Annotated in this window: 13 protein-coding genes and 1 tRNA gene; 4 read left to right on the forward strand and 10 right to left on the reverse strand. The window is 66.2% G+C overall.

The annotated features are described in order from the left end of the window. Positions 1 to 73: 73 nt before the first annotated feature. Entirely contained in the window at positions 74 to 1,297 is a 1,224-nt protein-coding gene (locus tag NQ036_RS01090) for a branched-chain amino acid ABC transporter substrate-binding protein (RefSeq protein ID WP_257046400.1), read from the reverse strand. 233 nt (positions 1,298 to 1,530) lie between these two features. On the opposite strand from NQ036_RS01090, the gene NQ036_RS01095 reads away from it, so the two are divergent. After that, a complete protein-coding gene (locus tag NQ036_RS01095; RefSeq protein ID WP_257046401.1) occupies positions 1,531 to 1,965 on the forward strand; it encodes an OsmC family protein in 435 nt (144 codons plus the stop codon). Here NQ036_RS01095 and coaE read toward each other — a convergent pair. The 3 genes from coaE to rpsA all read right to left on the reverse strand — a co-directional run bounded on the left by coaE (position 1,962) and on the right by rpsA (position 6,575). Next, entirely contained in the window at positions 1,962 to 3,140 is a 1,179-nt protein-coding gene (gene coaE, locus NQ036_RS01100) for a dephospho-CoA kinase (protein WP_257056861.1), read from the reverse strand. The genes NQ036_RS01095 and coaE overlap by 4 nt on opposite strands. Before the next feature lie 43 nt (positions 3,141 to 3,183). Continuing rightward, the gene (locus NQ036_RS01105; RefSeq protein ID WP_257046403.1) at positions 3,184 to 4,974 is read right to left on the reverse strand and encodes a hypothetical protein; all 1,791 of its coding nucleotides are present in this window, start codon (positions 4,972 to 4,974) and stop codon (positions 3,184 to 3,186) included. A 128-nt stretch (positions 4,975 to 5,102) separates the two neighbouring features. Then, positions 5,103 to 6,575 carry a 30S ribosomal protein S1 gene (gene rpsA, locus NQ036_RS01110; RefSeq protein WP_257046404.1) on the reverse strand — a complete coding sequence of 491 codons (1,473 nt, stop codon included), beginning with the start codon at positions 6,573 to 6,575 and terminating at the stop codon, positions 5,103 to 5,105. Between the two features lie 205 nt (positions 6,576 to 6,780). On the opposite strand from rpsA, the gene NQ036_RS01115 reads away from it, so the two are divergent. Beyond that, on the forward strand, positions 6,781 to 7,638 hold the full coding sequence (locus NQ036_RS01115) for a class I SAM-dependent methyltransferase (RefSeq protein ID WP_257046405.1): 858 nt from the start codon (positions 6,781 to 6,783) through the stop codon (positions 7,636 to 7,638). A 7-nt stretch (positions 7,639 to 7,645) separates the two neighbouring features. Here NQ036_RS01115 and NQ036_RS01120 read toward each other — a convergent pair whose 3' ends face one another. Together NQ036_RS01120 and polA are read right to left on the reverse strand one after the other, a co-directional pair. Next, positions 7,646 to 8,065 carry a MarR family winged helix-turn-helix transcriptional regulator gene (locus NQ036_RS01120; protein WP_257046406.1) on the reverse strand — a complete coding sequence of 140 codons (420 nt, stop codon included), beginning with the start codon at positions 8,063 to 8,065 and terminating at the stop codon, positions 7,646 to 7,648. Positions 8,066 to 8,296: 231 nt separating this feature from the next. Continuing rightward, on the reverse strand, positions 8,297 to 10,978 hold the full coding sequence (gene polA / locus NQ036_RS01125; protein WP_257056863.1) for a DNA polymerase I: 2,682 nt from the start codon (positions 10,976 to 10,978) through the stop codon (positions 8,297 to 8,299). 63 nt (positions 10,979 to 11,041) lie between these two features. Here polA and NQ036_RS01130 point away from each other — a divergent pair, with 63 nt between their 5' ends. Continuing rightward, on the forward strand, positions 11,042 to 11,506 hold the full coding sequence (locus NQ036_RS01130; protein ID WP_257046408.1) for a hotdog fold thioesterase: 465 nt from the start codon (positions 11,042 to 11,044) through the stop codon (positions 11,504 to 11,506). A 12-nt stretch (positions 11,507 to 11,518) separates the two neighbouring features. Here NQ036_RS01130 and NQ036_RS01135 read toward each other — a convergent pair whose 3' ends face one another. After that, positions 11,519 to 12,133, reverse strand: a complete 615-nt coding sequence (locus tag NQ036_RS01135; protein ID WP_257046409.1) for a response regulator — start codon at positions 12,131 to 12,133, stop codon at positions 11,519 to 11,521. A gap of 119 nt (positions 12,134 to 12,252) precedes the next feature. Between NQ036_RS01135 and NQ036_RS01140 the strand changes: the two genes are divergently transcribed. Then, a tRNA-Leu gene (locus NQ036_RS01140) sits at positions 12,253 to 12,334 on the forward strand. A gap of 60 nt (positions 12,335 to 12,394) precedes the next feature. Here NQ036_RS01140 and pyk read toward each other — a convergent pair. Genes pyk through gltB form a run of 3 tightly spaced genes read right to left on the reverse strand, consistent with a single transcriptional unit; the run spans position 12,395 to position 20,006 of the window. Continuing rightward, positions 12,395 to 13,879: a pyruvate kinase gene (gene pyk / locus NQ036_RS01145; RefSeq protein WP_257046410.1), complete on the reverse strand. Its 1,485-nt coding sequence runs from the start codon at positions 13,877 to 13,879 to the stop codon at positions 12,395 to 12,397. Positions 13,880 to 13,921: 42 nt separating this feature from the next. Then, on the reverse strand, positions 13,922 to 15,367 hold the full coding sequence (locus tag NQ036_RS01150; protein ID WP_257046411.1) for a glutamate synthase subunit beta: 1,446 nt from the start codon (positions 15,365 to 15,367) through the stop codon (positions 13,922 to 13,924). After that, positions 15,360 to 20,006 (reverse strand): glutamate synthase large subunit, encoded by a 4,647-nt coding sequence (gltB, locus tag NQ036_RS01155; protein ID WP_373456812.1) that lies wholly within the window; start codon positions 20,004 to 20,006, stop codon positions 15,360 to 15,362. The genes NQ036_RS01150 and gltB overlap by 8 nt, the downstream gene beginning before the upstream one ends. Between the last annotated feature and the right edge of the window lie 41 nt (positions 20,007 to 20,047).

Below are 20,047 nucleotides of genomic sequence, written 5' to 3' on the forward strand. Positions count from 1 at the left end.
CGAACCGGAAACCGCACCCTGGGCGTCGCCCGGGGTGCGGTTTCCGCTACAGGTCGTCGTAGTGGAAGGTGGATCAGTCGATCTTGCCGACGGACTTGATGGTGCCCTCGGTGGTCTTGTAGCCGTAGACCGCCTTATCGGTCAGCTCGCCCTTGTCGTCCCACTTGTAGGTCTTGCCGTAGCCGACGCCGTCATAGGAGGTGACGTAGTCCAGCAGACCCTTGCGGTCGGTCTTGCCCGCGTCGATGCCCGAGAGCAGCACGGTCGCGGTGTCGTAGCCCTCGACCGAGTAGGTGCCCGGCGCCTTGCCGTTGGAGACCTTCTCGTAGCCCTCGGAGAATTCGGGGATCAGATCGCCCGGCACGCAGGCGCAGGTGAAGTAGGCGTTCTTCGCGGCATCGCCGGCCTGCTTGACGAAGGTGTCGTCCTTCACGCCGTCTGGGCCGATGAAGACGCCCTCATAGCCCTTGTCGACCAGCGCGCTGTCGAAGGGCGCGCCCTCGGCGTAGTAGCCGGAGTAGATGACGGCGTCGGCCTTGGCCGACATCACCTTGGTCACGGTCGGGGCGAAGTCGCGCTGTTTGGTCAGCACCTTGTCCTCGCACACGACCTTGTCCCCCAGAGCCTCTTTGGTCTGCTTGGCCAGGCCCATGCCGTATTCGGAATCGTCCTGGATCAGGCAGACCTTGGACTTCCCGATCTTCTCCGCCAGCTGCGCCAGGGCCGGACCCTGGACTGTGTCGTTGCCCAAGCCGCGGAAGAAGGTCTTCCAACCGTTTGCCGTGAGGTCGGGACCGGTGGCCGCAGGGGTGATGTGGACCAGACCCGCGTCTTCGAAGACCTTGCCGGTCGACTTCGACTCGCCGGAGAACGGCAGCCCCACGACGCCCAGAACCTTGGAGTTCTTCACGACTTGGGAAGTGGGTCCGGTGGCCTTCGAGGGATCGCCCTCCGTGTCGAGCTTGACGAGCTTGACCTGGCAGTCCTTGTTCGCCTCATTGTGTTCGTTGATCGCCTGCTGGACGCCATTGGAGATGTTCAGGCCCAGCTGGGCATTGTCGCCGGTTTGTGCGCCGACGTAGGCGATGGTGGTGTCGGAGTCGCACTTGGCATCGCCCTTCCCGGCTGCCTTGACGACGTTTTCGGGGACGTCGATCGTGTCGACGACGGGGAGTCCGCCTGCTTCGCCGGTTTCATCGGAGGAGGCGCCACTGGATTGGTTGGCGCAACCGGTCAGGGCCAGGCCCAGAGCGCTCACGGAGGCCGCGAGCGTGATCGCGAGGGAGTTTCTCTTCATCAGGAACCCATATCTTTCATCGTGTAATGCGAGGAGCATCACATTCCAAACATCCAGAATCTCAGGATGTTGTCAGAGTAGCGCATGGCATGAGATATGAGTCACAGGTAGGCCTGATTTGTGATTACAGAATTATAACGCTATGTAACGTGGGCAACAGGTCTCCAGCGAATGCGGGTTTGTGAAAAGCTTGAGTACATCATGACGATCTGTGACATGGAGGATGAACAAGCATGACGCATACTTCGAGCGCCACCGGCACATGGCGCGGCACCCTGGGGACCGGCACCGGCAGCGTCGACCTGACCGGCTCCCGGACGGTCACGCTGCCGCTGTCATGGGAGGCCGGGATCGCCGAGGAGGACCCGGCCAGTGGTACGACCACTCCCGAGGAGTTGCTGGCCTCTGCCCTGGCGGGCAGCTACGCCATGACCTTGGCCAATGCGCTGGCGGCTCAGGGAATCTCACCCGAGGTCGTCACAGCCGGCGCCGAAGTCGAGTTCGATCAGGACAAGGGGGTCACGGGAATCGACCTGACCGTGATCGTGCGAGCCGAGGGGCTGGTGCGGGCCGAGCTGCTCAATTGCGCCGAACGGACCAAACGGGCATGTCCCATCGCCCGTGTGCTGCACCGGGTGCCGCTGCGGCTCAGCGCCGATCTGGCCTAGTCCCCGGAAGGTCGGGACCGCTCGGCGCGGAACCTGGATCGGTAGGCGGGCAGGATAAGAGGAGCGCAGTCCTCGACGAAGCCGCCCCAGTCGTCGGCGCCGGCGTGCTCATCGGCGATTTCGGCCAGCTGGCCGGCGAAGGAGGCGCGCTCGGCGGCATCACTGCGCAGTAGCTCGCGCAGCCACACCGCGAAGTCGAAGGCGCGGGAGCCCGGTTCGCCGACATAGAGCACAGTGGGCCGCCCCGGATCGGCGGAGGCGAAGCGCCGCAGCGCCTCGACGGGTGTTCCGTCCTCCCAGTCATCGGACCAATCCCCCGGTGCAGGCACGAACCCGGCCTGTTCGAGCGCCACTTCCAGGCGCGGGTCCGCAGGCCGGTCCACACGCAGGTGGAACTCCATCAGATCCAGCGCGGGCAAGTCGGCAACGGCCCCCGGGCCGCTCGGCTCGATCCCGGACAGGCCCAGCCGTGCGGTGGCACGTCGGATCCGCGCAACCGTCCGCGCCGTCTCCGCCGGCCAGCTTCGGGGGCGCAGCTCGACGGGACCACGGGCCGCGGCCAGGCCCAAGCGCAGGTTCTCCGCGAACGGCGACAGGCGCAGGTCGAAGATTTTGCCGAAGGCGTCCGTCACCCGGCTCAGGTCCCCCGCATTGTCCAAGTGGATGTCGCACACCGCGCGTCGGGTCTCATCATCGGCTTGGCGTGCGATCCTGGCCTGCGCATCGGCCGGGTCCAGGCCACGCCCGGCGACCAGCCGCTCCAGGCGGATGTCCGCGGGCACATCCACCAGGACCGACAGCTGGTAGTCGGGTGCCAGATCGTTCTCGACCAGCAGGGGGACATCGTGGACGACGATCGAGCTTCGCTCATAACTGGCGAACAGTTCTCGGCTCCGTGCGGCGATTGCCGGATGCATGATCGCATTGAGCGCATCGGTGTGTGCTTGATCGGCGAAGGCCCTGGACGCCAGTTCCGCCCGGTTCAGCCCACCATCGGCATCGAGTACCGCCGGGCCGAACTCGTGTGCGAGGGCCGCCAGCGCCGGCATCCCCGGCTCGACCACCTCGCGGGCCACTCGATCCGCATCGACGACGGGAACGCCGCGCTCGCGGAAGAGCTGGGCCACGGTGGTCTTGCCGGCGCCGATCCCGCCGGTCAGTCCGATCCTGAGCATGCCGTTCTCCTTCGTCTTCGCCACCGGCCCCAGTAGACCGCTGTCATCGTATGTCCACGATATACACCCCGCCGTCGGCTCGTGCCTGGCGCCCCACGGCCTGGGACATGGCACCGGCGAGTTCCGGCACGTCCCAGGGCCGGTACGGGGAGTCCGCGACCAGCAGAACGTACTGGACTCCCCTGGCGCGCAGCTCCGCCACCGCCCGGCGCATCTCAGCGGAATCGCCACTCGGCAGTCGGTGGTCGCGCGACTCGTCGAGCAGGCCGTCGAGGGCATCGGAATCGGCCATATAGCGGATGGGGGCTTGGCTGTCCCCGCCGATGAAATAGCCCCCGGTCTGCCGGAACCGGTTGCCGGCCTCGGCCTGCCAGAGCATGGCCTCGGCCACGCCCGCCTGGTCACCGGCCACCGGGCGCGGCAGGATCTTGACCACGGCGCCCTGCGGCACAGCGCCCGCACCCGCGCGGAAGAACTCTGGGATCAGAGGCGTGCGCACGGGAACGGGCCCGCTCGTGGTCGTCACGAGCACAGCGACCAGGCCGGCGGTGGTCAGCCCCCTGGCCCAGTACGGCCGGGACCACCGGGCTCCGAGGTGCCAGAGTCCGCGCAGGGAGATGGCCAGCAGCAATGCAGCACCCAAGGCGACGGGACCGGCCAGCCGCATGGGCAGTACATTGCCCAATACCGGAAGTGCTTCGACGAGCCCGAACGGGCCCGGGGCCATGGCTCGTCCCCAGGCGAACAGCGGTGAGCCCATCGACAGCAGGAACACCAGGACAGTCGACAGCGCGAGGATCCTCACCGGTCGTCCGTAGACGCGATTGCGCCACAGGACGGGGGTTCCCAAGGCGATGATCATGAGCCACGGAATGCCCAGATATCCGCCGATCTCGGAGGGGTCGAGTCCCGTCACCCGGGGAATCGGGGTCTCGCCACCGCCCAGCAGGGTGTAGCGTCCCGGTACCACGGGATCCAGCAGATCGGCGTTCCAAACCCCATGGGGCCGAATCGCACCGCGGGGCGCCCCCGGCAGACCGAACATCGTCGCCAGTAGGGGCGTGCCGATGGCCAGCGCGATGGCGGCCGCCAGCACCAATCCACCGCACAGCCGCCGGCGGGCCGCCCACAGGCGCCGGAAGTCGCAGCACAGCCAGACCGCCACGACCGCACAGTAGGCCAGGAACGTTCCGGCGAGTACCTCCGTGGAGATGTAGAACTGCCAACCGATGATGATGCCCAGGAAAACAGACCAACCGAGTACCGCACGGTGCCGCCGGGCACGGAGTAGACGGATCAGCCCCAGTCCGACCAGGGGTGCCAGCACCGCGCTGGACAGGTTGAGGTGCCCGGATGACTGGGCGATGACGAACGTGGAGAAACCATAGAAGAACCCCGCAGTGAATGACCAGAACCGGGGTAGGAACTGTGCGGCCAGAGCAGCGGCGGCCAGGGCGCACAGCACCGGAGCCGCCGCGATTGCCAGATTATAGGCCACGAGCGGACCCCACAGCCAGGTCACAGGGGCCAGCGGCAGGGCGATGAGGAACACCGTCGTGTTCCATCCGCCGTTGACCCCGATCGGATAGTTCAACGCGGTCGTATACAGCGCATTGGCCTCGAGGTGGTCCATCCCCAGCCAGCCTGCGGCGACGTCGGCTGCGTGGGCGAACCAGAAGACGAAGAGGGAGGAGTCGTCGTTGTCGGCGAACACCCGGCTGCCCGGATGGGCCAGCAGCGGACCGAAGATGATGAGGTCCCAGCCGAGTAACAGAAGAAGGAAACCGGTCCAGGCGATGAGTGCACGGGAGCGGGCGATTCCTGAAGTCAACACCGAACAACCGTCTCATACCGGGCTGGGAGGAGACGAGGGGACGCGCAAGGGCCCCGCCTCCCGGTTTCCCGGGAGGCGGGGCCCTTGTCACTCAGACCGGCTGGGCCGGTCGGACTGACTCACACGGCTCAGTTGCCCGCGAGCTTCTCGCGCAGAGCAGCGAGTGCCTCATCGCTGGCCAGCGTGCCCGCGTCCGAGGTGGACTCGGAGGCGTAGGACGCCTGGGCCGGAGCTGCCTCGGACGAACCGGTTGCGGCTTCGGCATCGGCGGCAATGGCCTTGGCGACCTGCTTCTTGTGTTCTTCCCAACGGGCCTGGGCTGCGGCGTACTGCTGCTCCCATTCCTCGCGCTGGGCCTCGTAGCCCTCGAGCCATTCGTTGGTCTCCGGGTCGAAGCCCTCGGGGTACTTGTAGTTGCCCTCTTCGTCGTATTCCTGAACCATGCCGTACAGAGCCGGATCGAGGAATTCCTCGGCCTCGGGATCGACACCCTCGTTGGCCTGCTTGAGCGACAGCGAGATGCGGCGGCGGTCCAGGTCGATGTCGATGACCTTGACGTAGATGGTTTCGTCGACCGAGACGACCTGCTCCGGCAGATCGATGTGGCGCACGGCCAGCTCGGAGATGTGGACCAGGCCCTCGATGCCGTCCTCGACGCGCACGAACGCACCGAAGGGAACCAGCTTGGTGACCTTGCCGGGCACGATCTGACCGATGACGTGCGTCCGGGCGAAGTGCTGCCAGGGATCTTCTTGGGTGGCCTTGAGCGACAGGGAGACACGTTCGCGATCCATGTCGACGTCCAGGACCTCGACGGTGACCTCGTCGCCGACCGAGACGACCTCGGACGGGTGGTCGATGTGCTTCCAGGACAGTTCGGAAACGTGCACCAGCCCGTCGACGCCACCCAGGTCCACGAAGGCACCGAAGTTGACGATCGAGGAGACGACGCCGGGACGGACCTGGCCCTTCTGCAGGGTCTGCAGGAAGTCGTGGCGGACCGCGGACTGGGTCTCTTCCAGCCAGGCGCGACGCGACAGGACCACGTTGTTGCGGTTCTTGTCGAGTTCGATGATCTTGGCCTCGACCTGCTGGCCGATGTAGGGGGCCAGATCGCGGACGCGGCGCATCTCGACCAGCGAGGCGGGCAGGAAGCCGCGCAGGCCGATGTCGACGATGAGGCCGCCCTTGACGACCTCGATGACGGTGCCGGTGACGACGCCGTCCTCTTCCTTGACCTTCTCGATGTCGCCCCAGGCGCGCTCGTACTGCGCACGCTTCTTGGACAGCATCAGACGTCCGTCCTTGTCCTCCTTGGTCAGGACGAGGGCTTCGATCGGGTCTCCGACCTCGACGACGTCGGCAGGGTCGACGTCATGCTTGATCGACAGTTCGCGCGAAAGGATGACGCCTTCGGTCTTGTAGCCGATGTCGACCAGGACTTCGTCGCGGTCGACTTTGACGACCGTGCCCTCGACGATGTCGCCATCGTTGAAGTACTTGATGGTCGCGTCGACGGCCGCGAGCAAGTCTTCGGCAGATCCGATGTCGTTGACTGCGATCTGCGAGTTGTTCGCCGTGTCCGGCGTGGTGGTGGTCATGAAGGTAGAGACTCCGTAGTGGACTGACATCCGGTCCAGGACACGAGCGGATCCCGCGGCCCGAATCGAGAAGTTGTTGTTGACAATATGGACGCGTATACACGCACATGCGGCATACAGCTGTCAACTGTAGCATCTTCTACGGAGTTTATAAACCTTCTGTCAGCCTTTCCGGCCGATATCCACCCCGCACTTCGGAGGAACTTTGAACGACGACGACTTCGGCGATCCCCATGAGCCCGACCAGCAGACCATCTCCGGGGGATACCTGGCGATCGACGCGGAATCCTCGGTGCGGGCCAACCGTTCCTACTGGGACGGCTCGGCCGAAGCATATCTGGCCGAGCACGGCAGCTTCCTGGGCGCCAGCGATTTCATCTGGTGCCCGGAGGGGGTCCGCGAAGCCGATGTGCACCTGCTGGGCGATGTGGCCCGCAAACAGGTGCTGGAAGTCGGCTGCGGAGCCGGGCAGTGCTCGCGGTGGCTGGCGGAGAACGGCGCTGTGGCGACCGGTATCGACCTGTCCTCGGGGATGCTCGAACAGGCGTCCCGTCTCCAGCGGGAGAAGCCGCTGAGCCAGGCGGCGACGCCGCCCACCTTCCTCCAGGCCGACGCCAGACACCTGCCTTTCCCGTCCGGCAGCTTCGATATCGCGTTCTCCTCGTATGGTGCGTTGCCCTTCGTCAAGGACGCCGACCAGGTTCTGGCGGAGGTCGCCAGGGTGTTGCGTCCCGGCGGCACCTGGACGTTCTCCGTGACCCATCCGCTGCGCTGGATCTTCCCCGATGTGCCCGGCGAGGCCGGCCTGACCGTCGAGTACTCCTACTTCGACAGAACTCCCTATGTCGAACTCGACGCCCAGGGCAACCCCGTCTACGCCGAGCACCACCGCACGATGGGCGATTGGATCTCCCTGCTCGTCGGCGCCGGCTTCCAGCTCACGAAGCTCACGGAGCCGGAGTGGCCTGCCGACAATACGACCAGCTGGGGCGGCTGGTCGCCGCTGCGCGGTGCCCTGATGCCTGGCACCGCGATCTTCTCCGTCCATCTACCCCAGGACTGATCCCGGCTCAGCGCGAACCGAGTTCCGCCAGCAGGACATCGAGTCCGAGCCTGGCGGATTGGGACAGCCCGGCCGTGAAGTCCGCATCCGCGGCGGCCGCTGCGATAGCCGCGGCGGCCGCGCGATCACGCCCGTGGTCGGTCAGTGCAACCAGTTGCACCCGCCGGTCGGCCTCGCCCCTGGTGCGGGTGACCGCACCGGACGCCGAGAGCTGATCGGTCAGGGTCACCACCAGACTCGGCGCCACGGACAGTGCGCCTGCGATGTCCCGCTGTGACAGTGGCCCCTCCTCCAGCGCCGCCAGATAGGCGGCCTGCCGAGGGGTCAGCCCGACCGATTCGAGGCGTCGGCCCAGCGCCCGCGTGAGTCGTTCCCCCAGTGCCGCCAGGCGCAGACTCGCCGAATCCGCCAACTTCTCGTCCGTCATACGGAACATAATAACAACTGTAATCATTCACAGCTGAATGATTACCCTCAGTATTATATAGCCGATTACCATTTATATCAGGATCATATGGGCGTCCTGGGAGTGCAAAGGCCCGGCGCTCAATGCGCCGGGCCTTCTCAACCGTGTCTCAGGGGTCGGGGGACGCCGGTAACAGCGGTCGGGACCGGCAGCACGTCTGGTGTGCGGGCCCGGCGCCGCCCGCGCCGTTTCTCAGTGGGCGGCGTCCTCCCAGGTCCCACCATGGCCGATGTTGACGGTCAACGGAACCCGCAGGGTAGCCGCCTGGCCCATTGCCTCCGTGACAATCCGGGCGACCTCCTGGCGTTCATCGGCATGGGTTTCGATGATGACTTCGTCATGCACCTGCAGCAGTAGCCGACTGTGCAGACCGGCCTCGTGCAGACCACGGTCCACCCTGCGCATCGCGATCTTCATGATGTCGGCGGCACTGCCCTGGATCGGGGCGTTCAGCGCGGCACGTTCGGCCATCTGCCGCTGCTGCCTGCGGTCGCTGTTCAACTGCGGCAGATACCGTCGGCGCCCGTACATGGTCTCCGTGTACCCGCGTCCGCGCGCCTCCTCGACGATCGCCTCCAGATACTCCTTGACCGCACCGAAACGCGCAAAGTAATCGTCCATCAGCCCCTGGGCCTCCCCCGCCCCGATCCGCAGCTGCCGCGACAGTCCGTAGGCGCTCAGTCCGTAGACCAGGCCATAGGACATCGCCTTGACCTTCGAGCGCATCGCAGGGGTCACCTCGGCAGCGGGCACACCGAAGACCTCGCCCGCGACATAACTGTGCAGATCCTCCCCCGCATTGAAGGCGGCGATCAGACTCTCGTCACCGGCCAGATGCGCCATGATCCGCATTTCGATCTGCGAATAGTCGGCGCTGAGCAGCTCGGTGTAGCCGGCATCGGCCTCGGGCACGAATACGCCGCGGATCCGTTTGCCGGCATCCGAGCGAACGGGGATGTTCTGCAGGTTCGGATCCTTCGAGCTCAGCCGCCCCGTGGCCGCCACCGTCTGCAGATACGTGGTGTGGATCCGGCCATCGCCGGCGACCGTCTTCTGCAGGCCCACCACGGTCTGCTTGAGTTTGATCGTGTCGCGGTAGGCCAATAAGTGGCCCAGGAAGGGATGATCTGTTGAAATGTAGAGATCCGTCAGGGCGTCGGCATCGGTGGTGTAACCCGTTTTCGTCTTCTTCGTCTTGGGCATGTCGAGTTCATCGAACAGCACCACCTGCAGCTGTTTGGGCGAACCCAGGTTGACCTCGTGACCGATCGCCTCGTATGCCTGCTGGGCCGACAAGTCGGCCTGGGTCCCGAACTCGTCGATCAGCGCAGACAGTGCCGGTCCATCGACTCCGATGCCGGCGAGTTCCATCCGTGCCAGCACCTCCTGGGTGGGGCGCTCGATCCGATCGAGCAGGGACACCTCGGCCACCCGGTCCAGCTCCGCGCGCAGAGCGCTCGCCAGGCCGATGACCGCCCAGGCCCGCAACCCCAGCGATTTCCCGGCGTCGAGGTCGAGCGTCCCGGGTTCGGCATCGCCGGTCAGGTCGAGGCCGAGGTGACGCATTGTGAGTTCGGCGAAATCATAGGATCTGGCATCGGGGGTGAGCAGGTACGCGACGAGTTCCGTATCCGTATGCGGTTTGATCTGCCCCAGACCACGGTGGACCAGGGCTTTGACCTGCGGTTTGGCATCGTGGCACGCGAGGTCCTCGGCACCCGCCAGCACGCCGTCGAGGGCGCGCAGTACCGCCTCCGGGAGGGAGTGCAGTTCGATCACGCCGATGTTCCGGTCCTGTGCCAGGGCGAGGACATCGGCGTCCTGGCCGGCCGGATCCGCATCACAGGCCAGGCCCAGGGGCGCAGCCGGGTCGAGACCGTCCAACCATTGCAGAACATCATCGGCAGCCAGCACACGGACCTCGGGTAGTTCGACAGCCGGGGCGCTCGGCGCCCGATCGGCGGGGTCCAGGAACGCGGCGATGCGCTCTCCGAACTGTCTGAACTCCAATTGGTCGAACAGTTCACCGACCCGGGCCCTCTCGCCATGACCCAGGCGAGCGGCCTCGAGGCCCTCGGTCAGCCCGAAGTCCGCCGGTGCCAAATCGTCGATCAAGCGGTTGAGCCGGTAGTTGCGCTCGACGTCGGCCATATGGTCGCGCAGATTCTGACCGGCCTTGCCCTTGATGTCGTCGGCATGGGCGAGAACCCCGGGTAGATCGCCGTAGAGCCCCAGCCACTTCGCCGCGGTCTTCTCACCCACCCCGGGCACGCCGGGCAGGTTGTCAGCCTTCTCCCCCACCAGAGCGGCCAGTCCACGGTAATTCGCCGGGCTGACTCCGTACTTGTCCTCGACGGCCTGCGGGGTCATATAGGTCAGATCCGTGAAACCGCGCTTGGGATACAGGATGGTCACCGCCGCATGGTCCTCGGCTGCTATGCGCGAGAGCTGGAAGGAGTCCTTGTCCCCGGATGCCACGTACGTGTCGTAGCCGGCGGCCGCGCCGACCCCGGCCATGGTGGCCAGAATGTCGTCGGCCTCATAGCCCTTGAGCTCGAGGACCGGCACGCCCAGGGCGCCCAGCACGTCCTTGATCAGTTCGACCTGGCCGTGGAACTCCGGGGCGGTCTTCTTCCGGCCCGCCTTGTACTCGGAGTATTCGGCCAGTCGGAAGGTCTCGCGCCCCAGGTCGAAGGCCACCGCGATGTGGGTGGGCGCCTCGCGTTCGGCTGCGGTGAGCAGCATCGAGGTGAATCCGTAGACCGCATTGGTGGTCTGCCCGGTCGCCGTGGAGAAGTTCTCCATCGGCAGGGCGTGGAAGGCGCGATAGGCCAGGGAATGTCCGTCGATCAGCAGCAGTTTCTCGTCACTCACGCGTCTAGCCTAGCGGGTCGGCGGCCCCTGCTACTCTGAGCAACAGAACCTAGAAGGAGACACATGTCTGATTTCACACTGCCCACGATCGACGCGCAGACCACGGCGGAGGAGTACGCGCAGATCATCGCCCAGTACAACGAAGTCGGCTTCCCCGGCACTCTCAACGCCCGGATGGGTATGGAGTACCTCGAGCTGGGCCATGACTTCATCACTGCGCGCGTCCCGGTCGAGGGGAATCTTCAGCCAGCCGGACTCTTCCACGGCGGTGGCCACGTCGTGTTGGCCGAAACACTTGGGTCCACACATGCCGCACTGCGCGCCGGCGGGCACAATGTGGTGGGCGTCGACCTCAATGCAACCCACCTGCGCTCCATCACCTCGGGCTACGTCTATGGGCGCGCCGAAGTGCTCCACGGCGGTCGCAGCCTGTTCAGCCACGAGGTGCGGATGACCGATGAGGCCGGCCGGCTGCTGTCGATCGTGCGAATCAGCAATATGGTGCTCAGTTCTCAGAAAAAGTACTGAGCACCCGGGCCCTCACTTCTTGGCCTTGCCGATCTGCTCGATCACGGTCTCCGCGACCTCTCGCATCGTCAGGCGACGGTCCATGGAGGTCTTCTGAATCCACCGGAAGGCCTCCGGCTCCGTCAGGCCCATATTGGTGATAAGCGCAGACTTGGCGCGCTCGACCAGCTTACGGGTCTCGAAGCGATCGGACAGGTCGGCGATCTCGGCCTCGAGGGCGGCCATCTCCGCATGCCGACTCAGGGCGATCTCCAGCGCGGGCACCAGATCGGCGGCGGTGAAGGGCTTGACGACATAGGCCATGGCGCCGGCGTCACGGGCCCGCTCCACCAGTTCCCGCTGGCTGAAGGCCGTGAGCAGGACGACCGGCGCGATATGGGCACGGGTGATACGTTCGGCGGCCGAGATCCCGTCGAGCTTGGGCATCTTGATGTCCATCACGACGACATCGGGACGCAATTCCTCCGCCAGGTGGACGGCGGATTCCCCGTCGGCGGCTTCGCCGACCACATCGTAGCCGACCTCCCGGAGCATCTCGACGATGTCGAGGCGGATGACGGATTCGTCTTCGGCCACGACGACGCGGCGGACCGGCTGTTGTTCGGCATTCGTTTCACTGGAAGTCACCGTTACATCTTAAGCCCTTGAGGCCCGAGGACCAATGCCACGGCCCGGTGGTCCTCGGCACGACCCGGGCCGGGATTGGCGCGGTGGCCCCGACATGTGATGTAATTACGGGGTACCCGGCCGGATTGGCGGAATCGGTAGACGCGGCGCACTCAAAATGCGTTATCGAAAGATGTGTGGGTTCGAGTCCCACATCCGGTACGAACACGAGGGGGCCTGCCCGGTTGTTTCCAACCGGGCAGGCCCCCTTTCTCGCGCCTCCTATTTGTATCCGGCCAGCGGATCCTCCGAGGTCACCTGCGAATCGTCATACGCCGGCGCCAGCCCCTTGGCCGCGTCGCCGAGCCGATGCACCCGCAGGGCATTGGTCGAACCGATGATTCCGGGCGGAGAACCCGCGACCAATACAACGTACTGGCCCTCTTCTGCCAGGCCCTCCCCCAGCAGTACGGCATCGAGCTGTTTGGCCATCTGATCGGTGTGGTGAACGGCGGCCACCTTGAAGGCCACAACTCCCCACGACAGGGCCAGCTGATTGCGCACCCGATCGGTCGGGGTGAAGGCGAGGATGGGCCGTGGCGGCCGCAGCCTGGCCATTCGGCGCACGGAATCACCCGACTGGGTGAACGTGCACAGCACGCCGATGTTCAGCTGCTTGGCGATGAGCACCGCCGCAGCCGTGATGGCACCACCCCTGGTGTGGGGCTCGGTGCCCAACGGGGGTACCCGGTCCAGACCGTGGTCTTCGGTCGATTCGATGATCCGCGCCATGGTGCGCACCGAATCCAGCCAGTATTCGCCCACCGAGGTCTCCCCCGAGAGCATCAGGGCGTCGGCGCCGTCGAGCACCGCATTCGCGCAGTCACTGGCCTCGGCCCTGGTGGGACGGGGTTCGCCGATCATCGACTCGAGCATCTGGGTGGCGACGATCACGGGCTTGGCCTGCCTGCGGCACAGCTCCACCGTCTGCTTCTGCACGATCGGCACCTGTTCGAGCGGCAGTTCCACGCCCAGATCGCCACGGGCCACCATGATGCCGTCGAAGGCGTCGACGATCGAGCGGATGTTCTCGACCGCCTGCGGCTTCTCGATCTTGGCGATGATGGGCACCGTGATACCCTCCTCGGCCATCACCGAACGCACCCGGTCCGCATCTTCCGGCGACCGGACGAAGGAGAGGGCGATCCAGTCGGCGCCCATGTTCAGGGCGAAGCGCAGGTCCGCCACGTCCTTCTCGCTCATCGCCGGCACCGAAACCGGCACACCCGGCAGGTTGATGCCCTTGTGATCGGATACCCGGCCGGGGATCTCCACCTGGGTGACGACATCGGTATCGGTGACCTCCACGGCGCGCAGGCGCACCCGGCCATCGTCGATCAGCAGTGGATCGCCGATCTGCACATCGCCCGGCAGGCCGTGGTAGGTCGTGCCCACCACCTCCGCGCTGCCGGGGACGTCCCTGGTGGTAATGGTGAAGGTCTGGCCCTTGACCAGTTCGACCGGGGCGTCCTGCGCGAAGGTCTCCAGTCGGATCTTCGGCCCCTGCAGGTCCGCCAACACTGCAACCGCGCGACCGGTGTCCGCCGCGGCGCGGCGGACCCAGTCATAGAGCCGCTGATGGTCGGCGTGACTGCCGTGACTGAAGTTGAACCTGGCGGCGTTGACCCCCTCCTCGATCAGGGCACGGATGTCCTCATAGGATTTCTGCGCGGGACCCAGGGTCGCCACGATCTTTGCATGCCTCATACGCTCAACCCTATACGCTCCGGTCCATCCGTGTCCGCCCGCTCAGGCTCGCAATGCCTGCTGATCGGGTGTGACGGGAGCCGGCAGCAGGGTCGAACCCGTGAGGTGCTGATCGATTGCGGCGGCCGCCGCACGACCCTCGGCGATCGCCCAGACGATGAGCGACTGCCCGCGCCCGGCATCACCTGCGACGAAGACGCCCTCGGCCGGATTCTGCCACGCAGCGTCCCTGGCAAGGGTACTGCCCTGTGACCGGATGCCCGTTTCCGCAGCCGGCAACTGCGGACCGGTGAAGCCCATCGAAATGAGCACCAGGTCCGCCGGGATCTCCCGCTCGGTCCCCGGGGTGGGAACCCGCCGGCCGTCGACGAACTGGGTTTCGGCAACCTCGACCGCACGGACGTGGCCCGCGTCATCGCCGAGGAAGCGCACGGTCGAGGCCAGGAACTCGCGCGTCCCGCCCTCCTCGTGGCTCGAGGAGATCTCGAAGACGCGCGGCGTGGTGGGCCAGGGCTGTTCGGCCGGCCGCTCGACCGGCGGCTGGGCGCCGATGGCGAGGGTGGTCACGGACTTCGCCTGCTGGCGCAGTGCCGTGCCCAGGCAGTCCGATCCGGTATCGCCGCCCCCGATGACGATGACGTTCTTGCCCTTGGCGTCGATGATGTCGACCTCGTCACCGTGCTGTGCCCGGTTGACCGGCACCAGATAGTCCATCGCGTACTCGACTCCGGCCAGGTCCCGGCCGGGCACCGGCAGATCACGGGGAACCGTCGCACCCGTGCACACGCACACCGCATCGAAGCGCTCGCGCAGGTCGGACCAGGACATATCCGTTCCGATCCGCACCCCGGTGCGGAAGCGGGTGCCCTCGGCACGCATCTGCTCGATCCTGCGGTCGATGGTGGGCTTCTCCAATTTGAAATCGGGGATGCCATAGCGCAGCAGGCCACCGATCCGATCATCGGCCTCGTAGACGACCACGGTGTGCCCCGCCCGGGTCAGCTGCTGGGCACAGGCCAGGCCGGCGGGTCCCGAACCGACGACGGCCACGGTCTTACCCGAGATCCGCTCGGGGGTCTCCGGGCGGACCAGGCCGGCGGCGAAGCCCCGATCGATGATCGTGACCTCGATGTTCTTGATCGTCACCGGCGGCTGGTTGATCCCCAACACGCACGAGTCCTCACACGGTGCGGGGCAGGCCCGCCCCGTGAACTCCGGGAAGTTGTTCGTCGCATGCAGGAGTTTGAGCGCCCGCGGCAGCTCGTCACGGTACATCGCGTCGTTCCATTCGGGGATCAGGTTGCCCAGTGGGCAGCCCTGATGGCAGAACGGGATGCCGCAGTCCATACAGCGTCCGGCCTGCCCGACGAAGGCGGAGTCCCCGAGGTCTGTCGGGATCTCCTTGAAATCGAGCAACCGCAGTGCGACGGGTCGCTTGGACGGCAGTTCGCGGTTGCGAACCTTGAGGAATCCGCGTGGATCAGCCATGAGTAGCCTCCAGAATCTTGTTCCAGGCCTCGTCACCCTCGGGGTCCTGGCCGGAACCGGTGAACATCTGCTGGATCTCCAGCACACTGGCGTAGTCGACGGGAACGAGCTTGGTGAAGCGGCTCATCACGTCCTCGCCGCGTTCGAGCTGGTCCAGCAGTCCGCCGGCCAGCGGGGAATCGGTCCGATCCGCGTGCGCCACGAGGATCTCGCGGATGAACAGCGCATCGGAGTCCGAGAGCGCACTGAGCTGGAATTTCCCGGCCCTCCTGTCCGCCGCGTTGATCCGACCGGGATTGAAGTCCAACATATAGGCGGTGCCGCCGGACATCCCGGCGGCGAAGTTCCGACCGACGGGACCCAGGATCACAGCGGTTCCGCCGGTCATGTACTCCAGCCCGTGGTCTCCGATGCCCTCGACGACTGCGGTGGCCCCGGAATTGCGGACCAGGAAGCGCTCACCGACCTGTCCGGACAGGTAGAGACGCCCACCGGTGGCACCGTATCCGATCACATTGCCGGCGATGACGTTCTCCTGTGGCAGGCCCCGTACTCCGGCAGCGGGCGCCACCGCGATCGTGCCCCCCGACAGACCCTTGCCGACGTAGTCATTGGCGTCACCCCGCAGTCGCAGGGTGATTCCAGCCGGCAGGAAGGCGCCCAGGGACTGGCCGGCGTAGCCATCGAGTTCGACCCTGATGAGGTCCTCGGGAAGGACCTCTGTCCCGCAGGACAGGGTCGCCGTGTGTCCGAGCAGCGTACCGATCGAGCGATCCACATTCGTCGCATGGGCGGTCAACGTCACGGGTTCGCGCGTCTTCAGCGCTTGTTCGACCTCCGCCATGAACTGCTGGTCGAAGTGCTCCTCGATCCGGTGGTTCTGCCCCGTCGTGTGCTTGCGCACCGCGGCGACGGCACCGTCGATGGTGTGCGGGACGTGGAGCACATCGCCCAGGTCCAGTCCCTGCGCCTTCCAGTGCCCGATCGCCCTCTTCATATCGAGACGCTCCACCTGGCCGATTGCCTCGTCGAGGCTCCGGAAGCCCAGTTCGGCCAGATACTCGCGGACCTCCTGGGCGATGAATTCGAAGAAGTTCACGACGAACTCCGGTTTGCCGGAGAAACGCGAGCGCAGTTCTGGGTTCTGGGTGGCCACGCCCACGGGACACGTGTCCCGGTGACACACGCGCATCAGAATGCATCCGGAGACCACCAGAGGTGCCGTTGCGAAGCCGAATTCCTCTGCGCCGAGCAGGGCGGCGATGACGACATCGCGTCCGGTCTTGAGCTGACCGTCGACCTGGACGGAAACGCGTTCGCGCAGCCCGTTGAGCAGCAGGGTCTGCTGTGCCTCGGCCAGGCCCAGCTCCCATGGGGCGCCGGCGTGCTTGAGGGAGTTAAGCGGGCTGGCGCCGGTCCCGCCGTCGTGGCCGGAGATCAGCACGACATCGGCTGCGGCCTTGGCCACGCCGGAGGCGACGGTGCCCACGCCCACGCTCGAGACCAGTTTGACGTGGACCCGGGCCGAGGGGTTGGCCCGCTTGAGGTCGTAGATCAGCTGCGCCAGGTCCTCGATCGAATAGATGTCGTGGTGCGGTGGCGGCGAGATCAGGCCGACGCCGGGGGTGGCATGGCGGGTCCTGGCCACCCAGGGGTAGACCTTCGAGGGTGGGAGCTGTCCGCCCTCGCCCGGTTTGGCGCCCTGGGCCATCTTGATCTGGATGTCGTCGGCCTGCGTCAGGTACAGGCTGGTCACGCCGAAGCGGCCGGAGGCGACCTGTTTGATCGCCGAGCGGCGTTCGGGGTCCATCAGCCGGTCGGCGTCCTCGCCGCCCTCGCCGGTGTTCGACTTCGCGCCCAGGCGGTTCATGGCGATCGCCAGGGTCTCATGGGCCTCTTGCGAGAGTGAGCCGTAGCTCATCGCCCCGGTCGAGAAGCGCTTCACGATGCTGGAGACCGATTCGACCTCGTCCAGGGGGATGGGTCCGTCCGGTCCCGGCTTGAGGTCGAAGAGCCCGCGCAGGGTCATGAGCTCCGCGGCCTGGTCGTCGACCTTCTTCGTGTATTCGCGGAACACGTCCATCCGGCCGGTGCGGGTGGAGTGCTGGAGCTTGAAGACCGTCTCCGGATTGAACAGGTGGGGCGGGCCCTCCCTGCGCCACTGGTATTCCCCGCCGGTTTCGAGCACCCGGTCCTGCAGTCTGGGGTGTTCGCCGGGATATGCCGCGCCGTGGCGCGCCTCGACCTCTGCGGCGACTCCCTGCACGCCCATGCCACCCAGGCGGGCCGAGGTGCCGGTGAAGTAGCGTTCGACGAAATCCTCGCTCAGGCCCAGGGTTTCGAAGGTCTGGGCCCCGTGGTAGGACTGCACTGTCGAGATGCCCATCTTGGACATGATCTTCAGCAGGCCCTTGCCCAGGGCCCTGAGCACTCCGGTGACGGCGGTGGCCTCGTCGATGCCGGGCAGGCGGCCCTGCCTGACCATGTACTCGGCCGATTCCATCGCCAAATAGGGGTTGACGGCCGAAGCGCCGAATGCGATGAGGGTTGCGACGTGGTGGACCTCGCGAACGTCGCCGGCCTCCACGATGATGGAGACCCTGGTCCTGGTGCGCTCCCTGATCAGGTGCTGGTGGACGGCCGAGGTCAGCAGCAGGGAGGGGATCGGGGCGAATTCCGCATTCGAATCGCGATCGGAGACGATGATGAACTGGGCGCCGGCTGCCACTGCGCGGGAGGCCTCGGTGCACAGTTCCTCGATCCGGCGGGCCAGGTTGACTCCCCCGCCGCCGGGCCGGTAGAGCCCGCGCAGCACCTTCGTCGGACTCTGGGCCGAGCGCAGGCCGGCGAACCGCTTGGGGCTCATGTGTTCGAACTTCGCGAGTTCGTCGTTGTTGATCACCGGGTGTGGCAGGAGTACGCGTGCTGTGTGCTCCGGCCCGCCGGAGAGCAGGTTGTGCTCGGAGCCGGTCGAGGACTTCAGCGAGGTCACGAGCTGTTCGCGGATCGCATCCAGTGGCGGATTAGTCACCTGGGCGAAGTTCTGCACGAAGTAGTCGAACAGCAGGCGGGGACGCTGTGCATAGGCGGCGATCGGGGTGTCGGAGCCCATCGCACCCAGGGGTTCGGCGGCGGTGGTCGCCATTGGGCCGATGAGCAGGCGCAGATCCTCCTCGGTATAGCCGAAGGTGCGCTGGCGGCGCTCCACCGAGCTCTGCGGGTGGACGACGTGTTCGCGGTCGGGCAGGTCGGCCAGGTCGATCGCCGCATCGTCGAGCCAGGCGCGGTAGGGCTGGGCCGTGGCGAGTTCGTTCTTGATCTCGGTGTCGGAGATGACCCGGCCGGCTGCCGTGTCGATGAGGAACATGCGCCCTGGCATGAGGCGGCCGCGTTTGACGATCTGCTCGTCCGGCAGGTCGACGACGCCAACCTCGCTGGCCAGTACGATCGTGTCCTCGGTCATCACATAACGGGCCGGACGCAGGCCGTTGCGGTCGAGCACGGCTCCGGCCAGGGTGCCGTCGGTGAACGCGACGCACGCGGGCCCGTCCCACGGTTCCATGAGCATCGAGTGGTATTCGTAGAAGGCCCGGCGCTGTTCGCTCATCAGCGGATCGTTCTGCCACGCCTCTGGGATCATCATCATGATGGCGTGGGGCAGCGAGCGGCCCGACATCACGAGCAGTTCGAGGACCTCGTCGAAGGATGCGGAGTCGGATCCACCCGGATCGACGATGGGGAAGAGCCGGGACAGGTCGCGGTTCGAACCGTCCGACCAGGGGCTGGCCAGTTCGACCGAGGACAGCAGGCTCTCCCTGGCGCGCATCCAGTTGCGATTTCCCCGCACGGTGTTGATCTCGCCGTTGTGGGCGATCATGTGGAAGGGCTGGGCCAGGGGCCAGGACGGGAAGGTGTTCGTGGAGAACCGCGAGTGGACCAGGCCGATCTTGGAGATGAATCGGCCCGACTCCAGGTCCGGGTAGAAGGGCGCCAGCTGGCCGGTGCTCAACATCCCCTTGTATGTCAGGGTGCGACTGGACAGGGAGGGGAAGTACACCCCCGAGTGCTCGGAGCGCTTACGGGTGGCCCAGGCACGGCGCTCCAGCTCCATGGGAGCCGGATTCCCGTGTTCATCGCAGGTCACCGGGATCCGCGGGTCCAGGGCCAGGAATACCTGTTTGAACTGCGGCATTACGGCGCGGGCGCTGCGCCCGACGACGTCGGGGACCACGGGGACGTCGCGCCAGCCGAGGATGCGCAGGCCCTCCTGTTCGGCGAAACTGGTCACCGTCGCCTGGCCCGCGGCCGGATCCGCGGAGTCGAGGAAGGCCGTGCCGACGGCGTAGTGGCCCGGCTCCGGCAGATCGAAGTCGACGACGTCGGTGAAGAAGCCGTGTGGGATCTGGACCGTGATGCCGGCGCCATCACCGGTGCCCTCGTCTCCGCCGACGCCGCCGCGGTGCTCCATATTGCGCAGCGCCGTCAGTGCCTGCTGGACGACCTGGTGGTCGGCCGCACCCCGGTAGCGCACGACCATCGCCAGGCCGCAGGCATCGTGTTCGGCCACGGGATCGTACAGTCCCTGCTTGTCAGGCATATCCGTGAACAAGGGCACAGACGGTCTGGGGTCACCAGTCATAGCACCGTCCTCCAATCACTCGAATCATCTACAAGCGAGGA

This window comes from Brevibacterium sp. 91QC2O2 (assembly GCF_024580695.1).
Lineage (GTDB): Bacteria > Actinomycetota > Actinomycetes > Actinomycetales > Brevibacteriaceae > Brevibacterium > Brevibacterium moorei.

What these genes read in the sequence shown, in the direction of transcription:
- NQ036_RS01090 (WP_257046400.1), bottom strand. Translation starts at nt 1,297, where the DNA reads ATGAAGAGAAACTCCCTCGCGATCACGCTCGCGGCCTCCGTGAGCGCT.
- NQ036_RS01095 (WP_257046401.1), top strand. Translation starts at nt 1,531, where the DNA reads ATGACGCATACTTCGAGCGCCACCGGCACATGGCGCGGCACCCTGGGG.
- coaE (WP_257056861.1), bottom strand. Translation starts at nt 3,140, where the DNA reads ATGCTCAGGATCGGACTGACCGGCGGGATCGGCGCCGGCAAGACCACC.
- rpsA (WP_257046404.1), bottom strand. Translation starts at nt 6,575, where the DNA reads ATGACCACCACCACGCCGGACACGGCGAACAACTCGCAGATCGCAGTC.
- NQ036_RS01120 (WP_257046406.1), bottom strand. Translation starts at nt 8,065, where the DNA reads ATGACGGACGAGAAGTTGGCGGATTCGGCGAGTCTGCGCCTGGCGGCA.
- NQ036_RS01130 (WP_257046408.1), top strand. Translation starts at nt 11,042, where the DNA reads ATGTCTGATTTCACACTGCCCACGATCGACGCGCAGACCACGGCGGAG.
- pyk (WP_257046410.1), bottom strand. Translation starts at nt 13,879, where the DNA reads ATGAGGCATGCAAAGATCGTGGCGACCCTGGGTCCCGCGCAGAAATCC.
- NQ036_RS01150 (WP_257046411.1), bottom strand. Translation starts at nt 15,367, where the DNA reads ATGGCTGATCCACGCGGATTCCTCAAGGTTCGCAACCGCGAACTGCCG.
- gltB (WP_373456812.1), bottom strand. Translation starts at nt 20,006, where the DNA reads ATGACTGGTGACCCCAGACCGTCTGTGCCCTTGTTCACGGATATGCCT.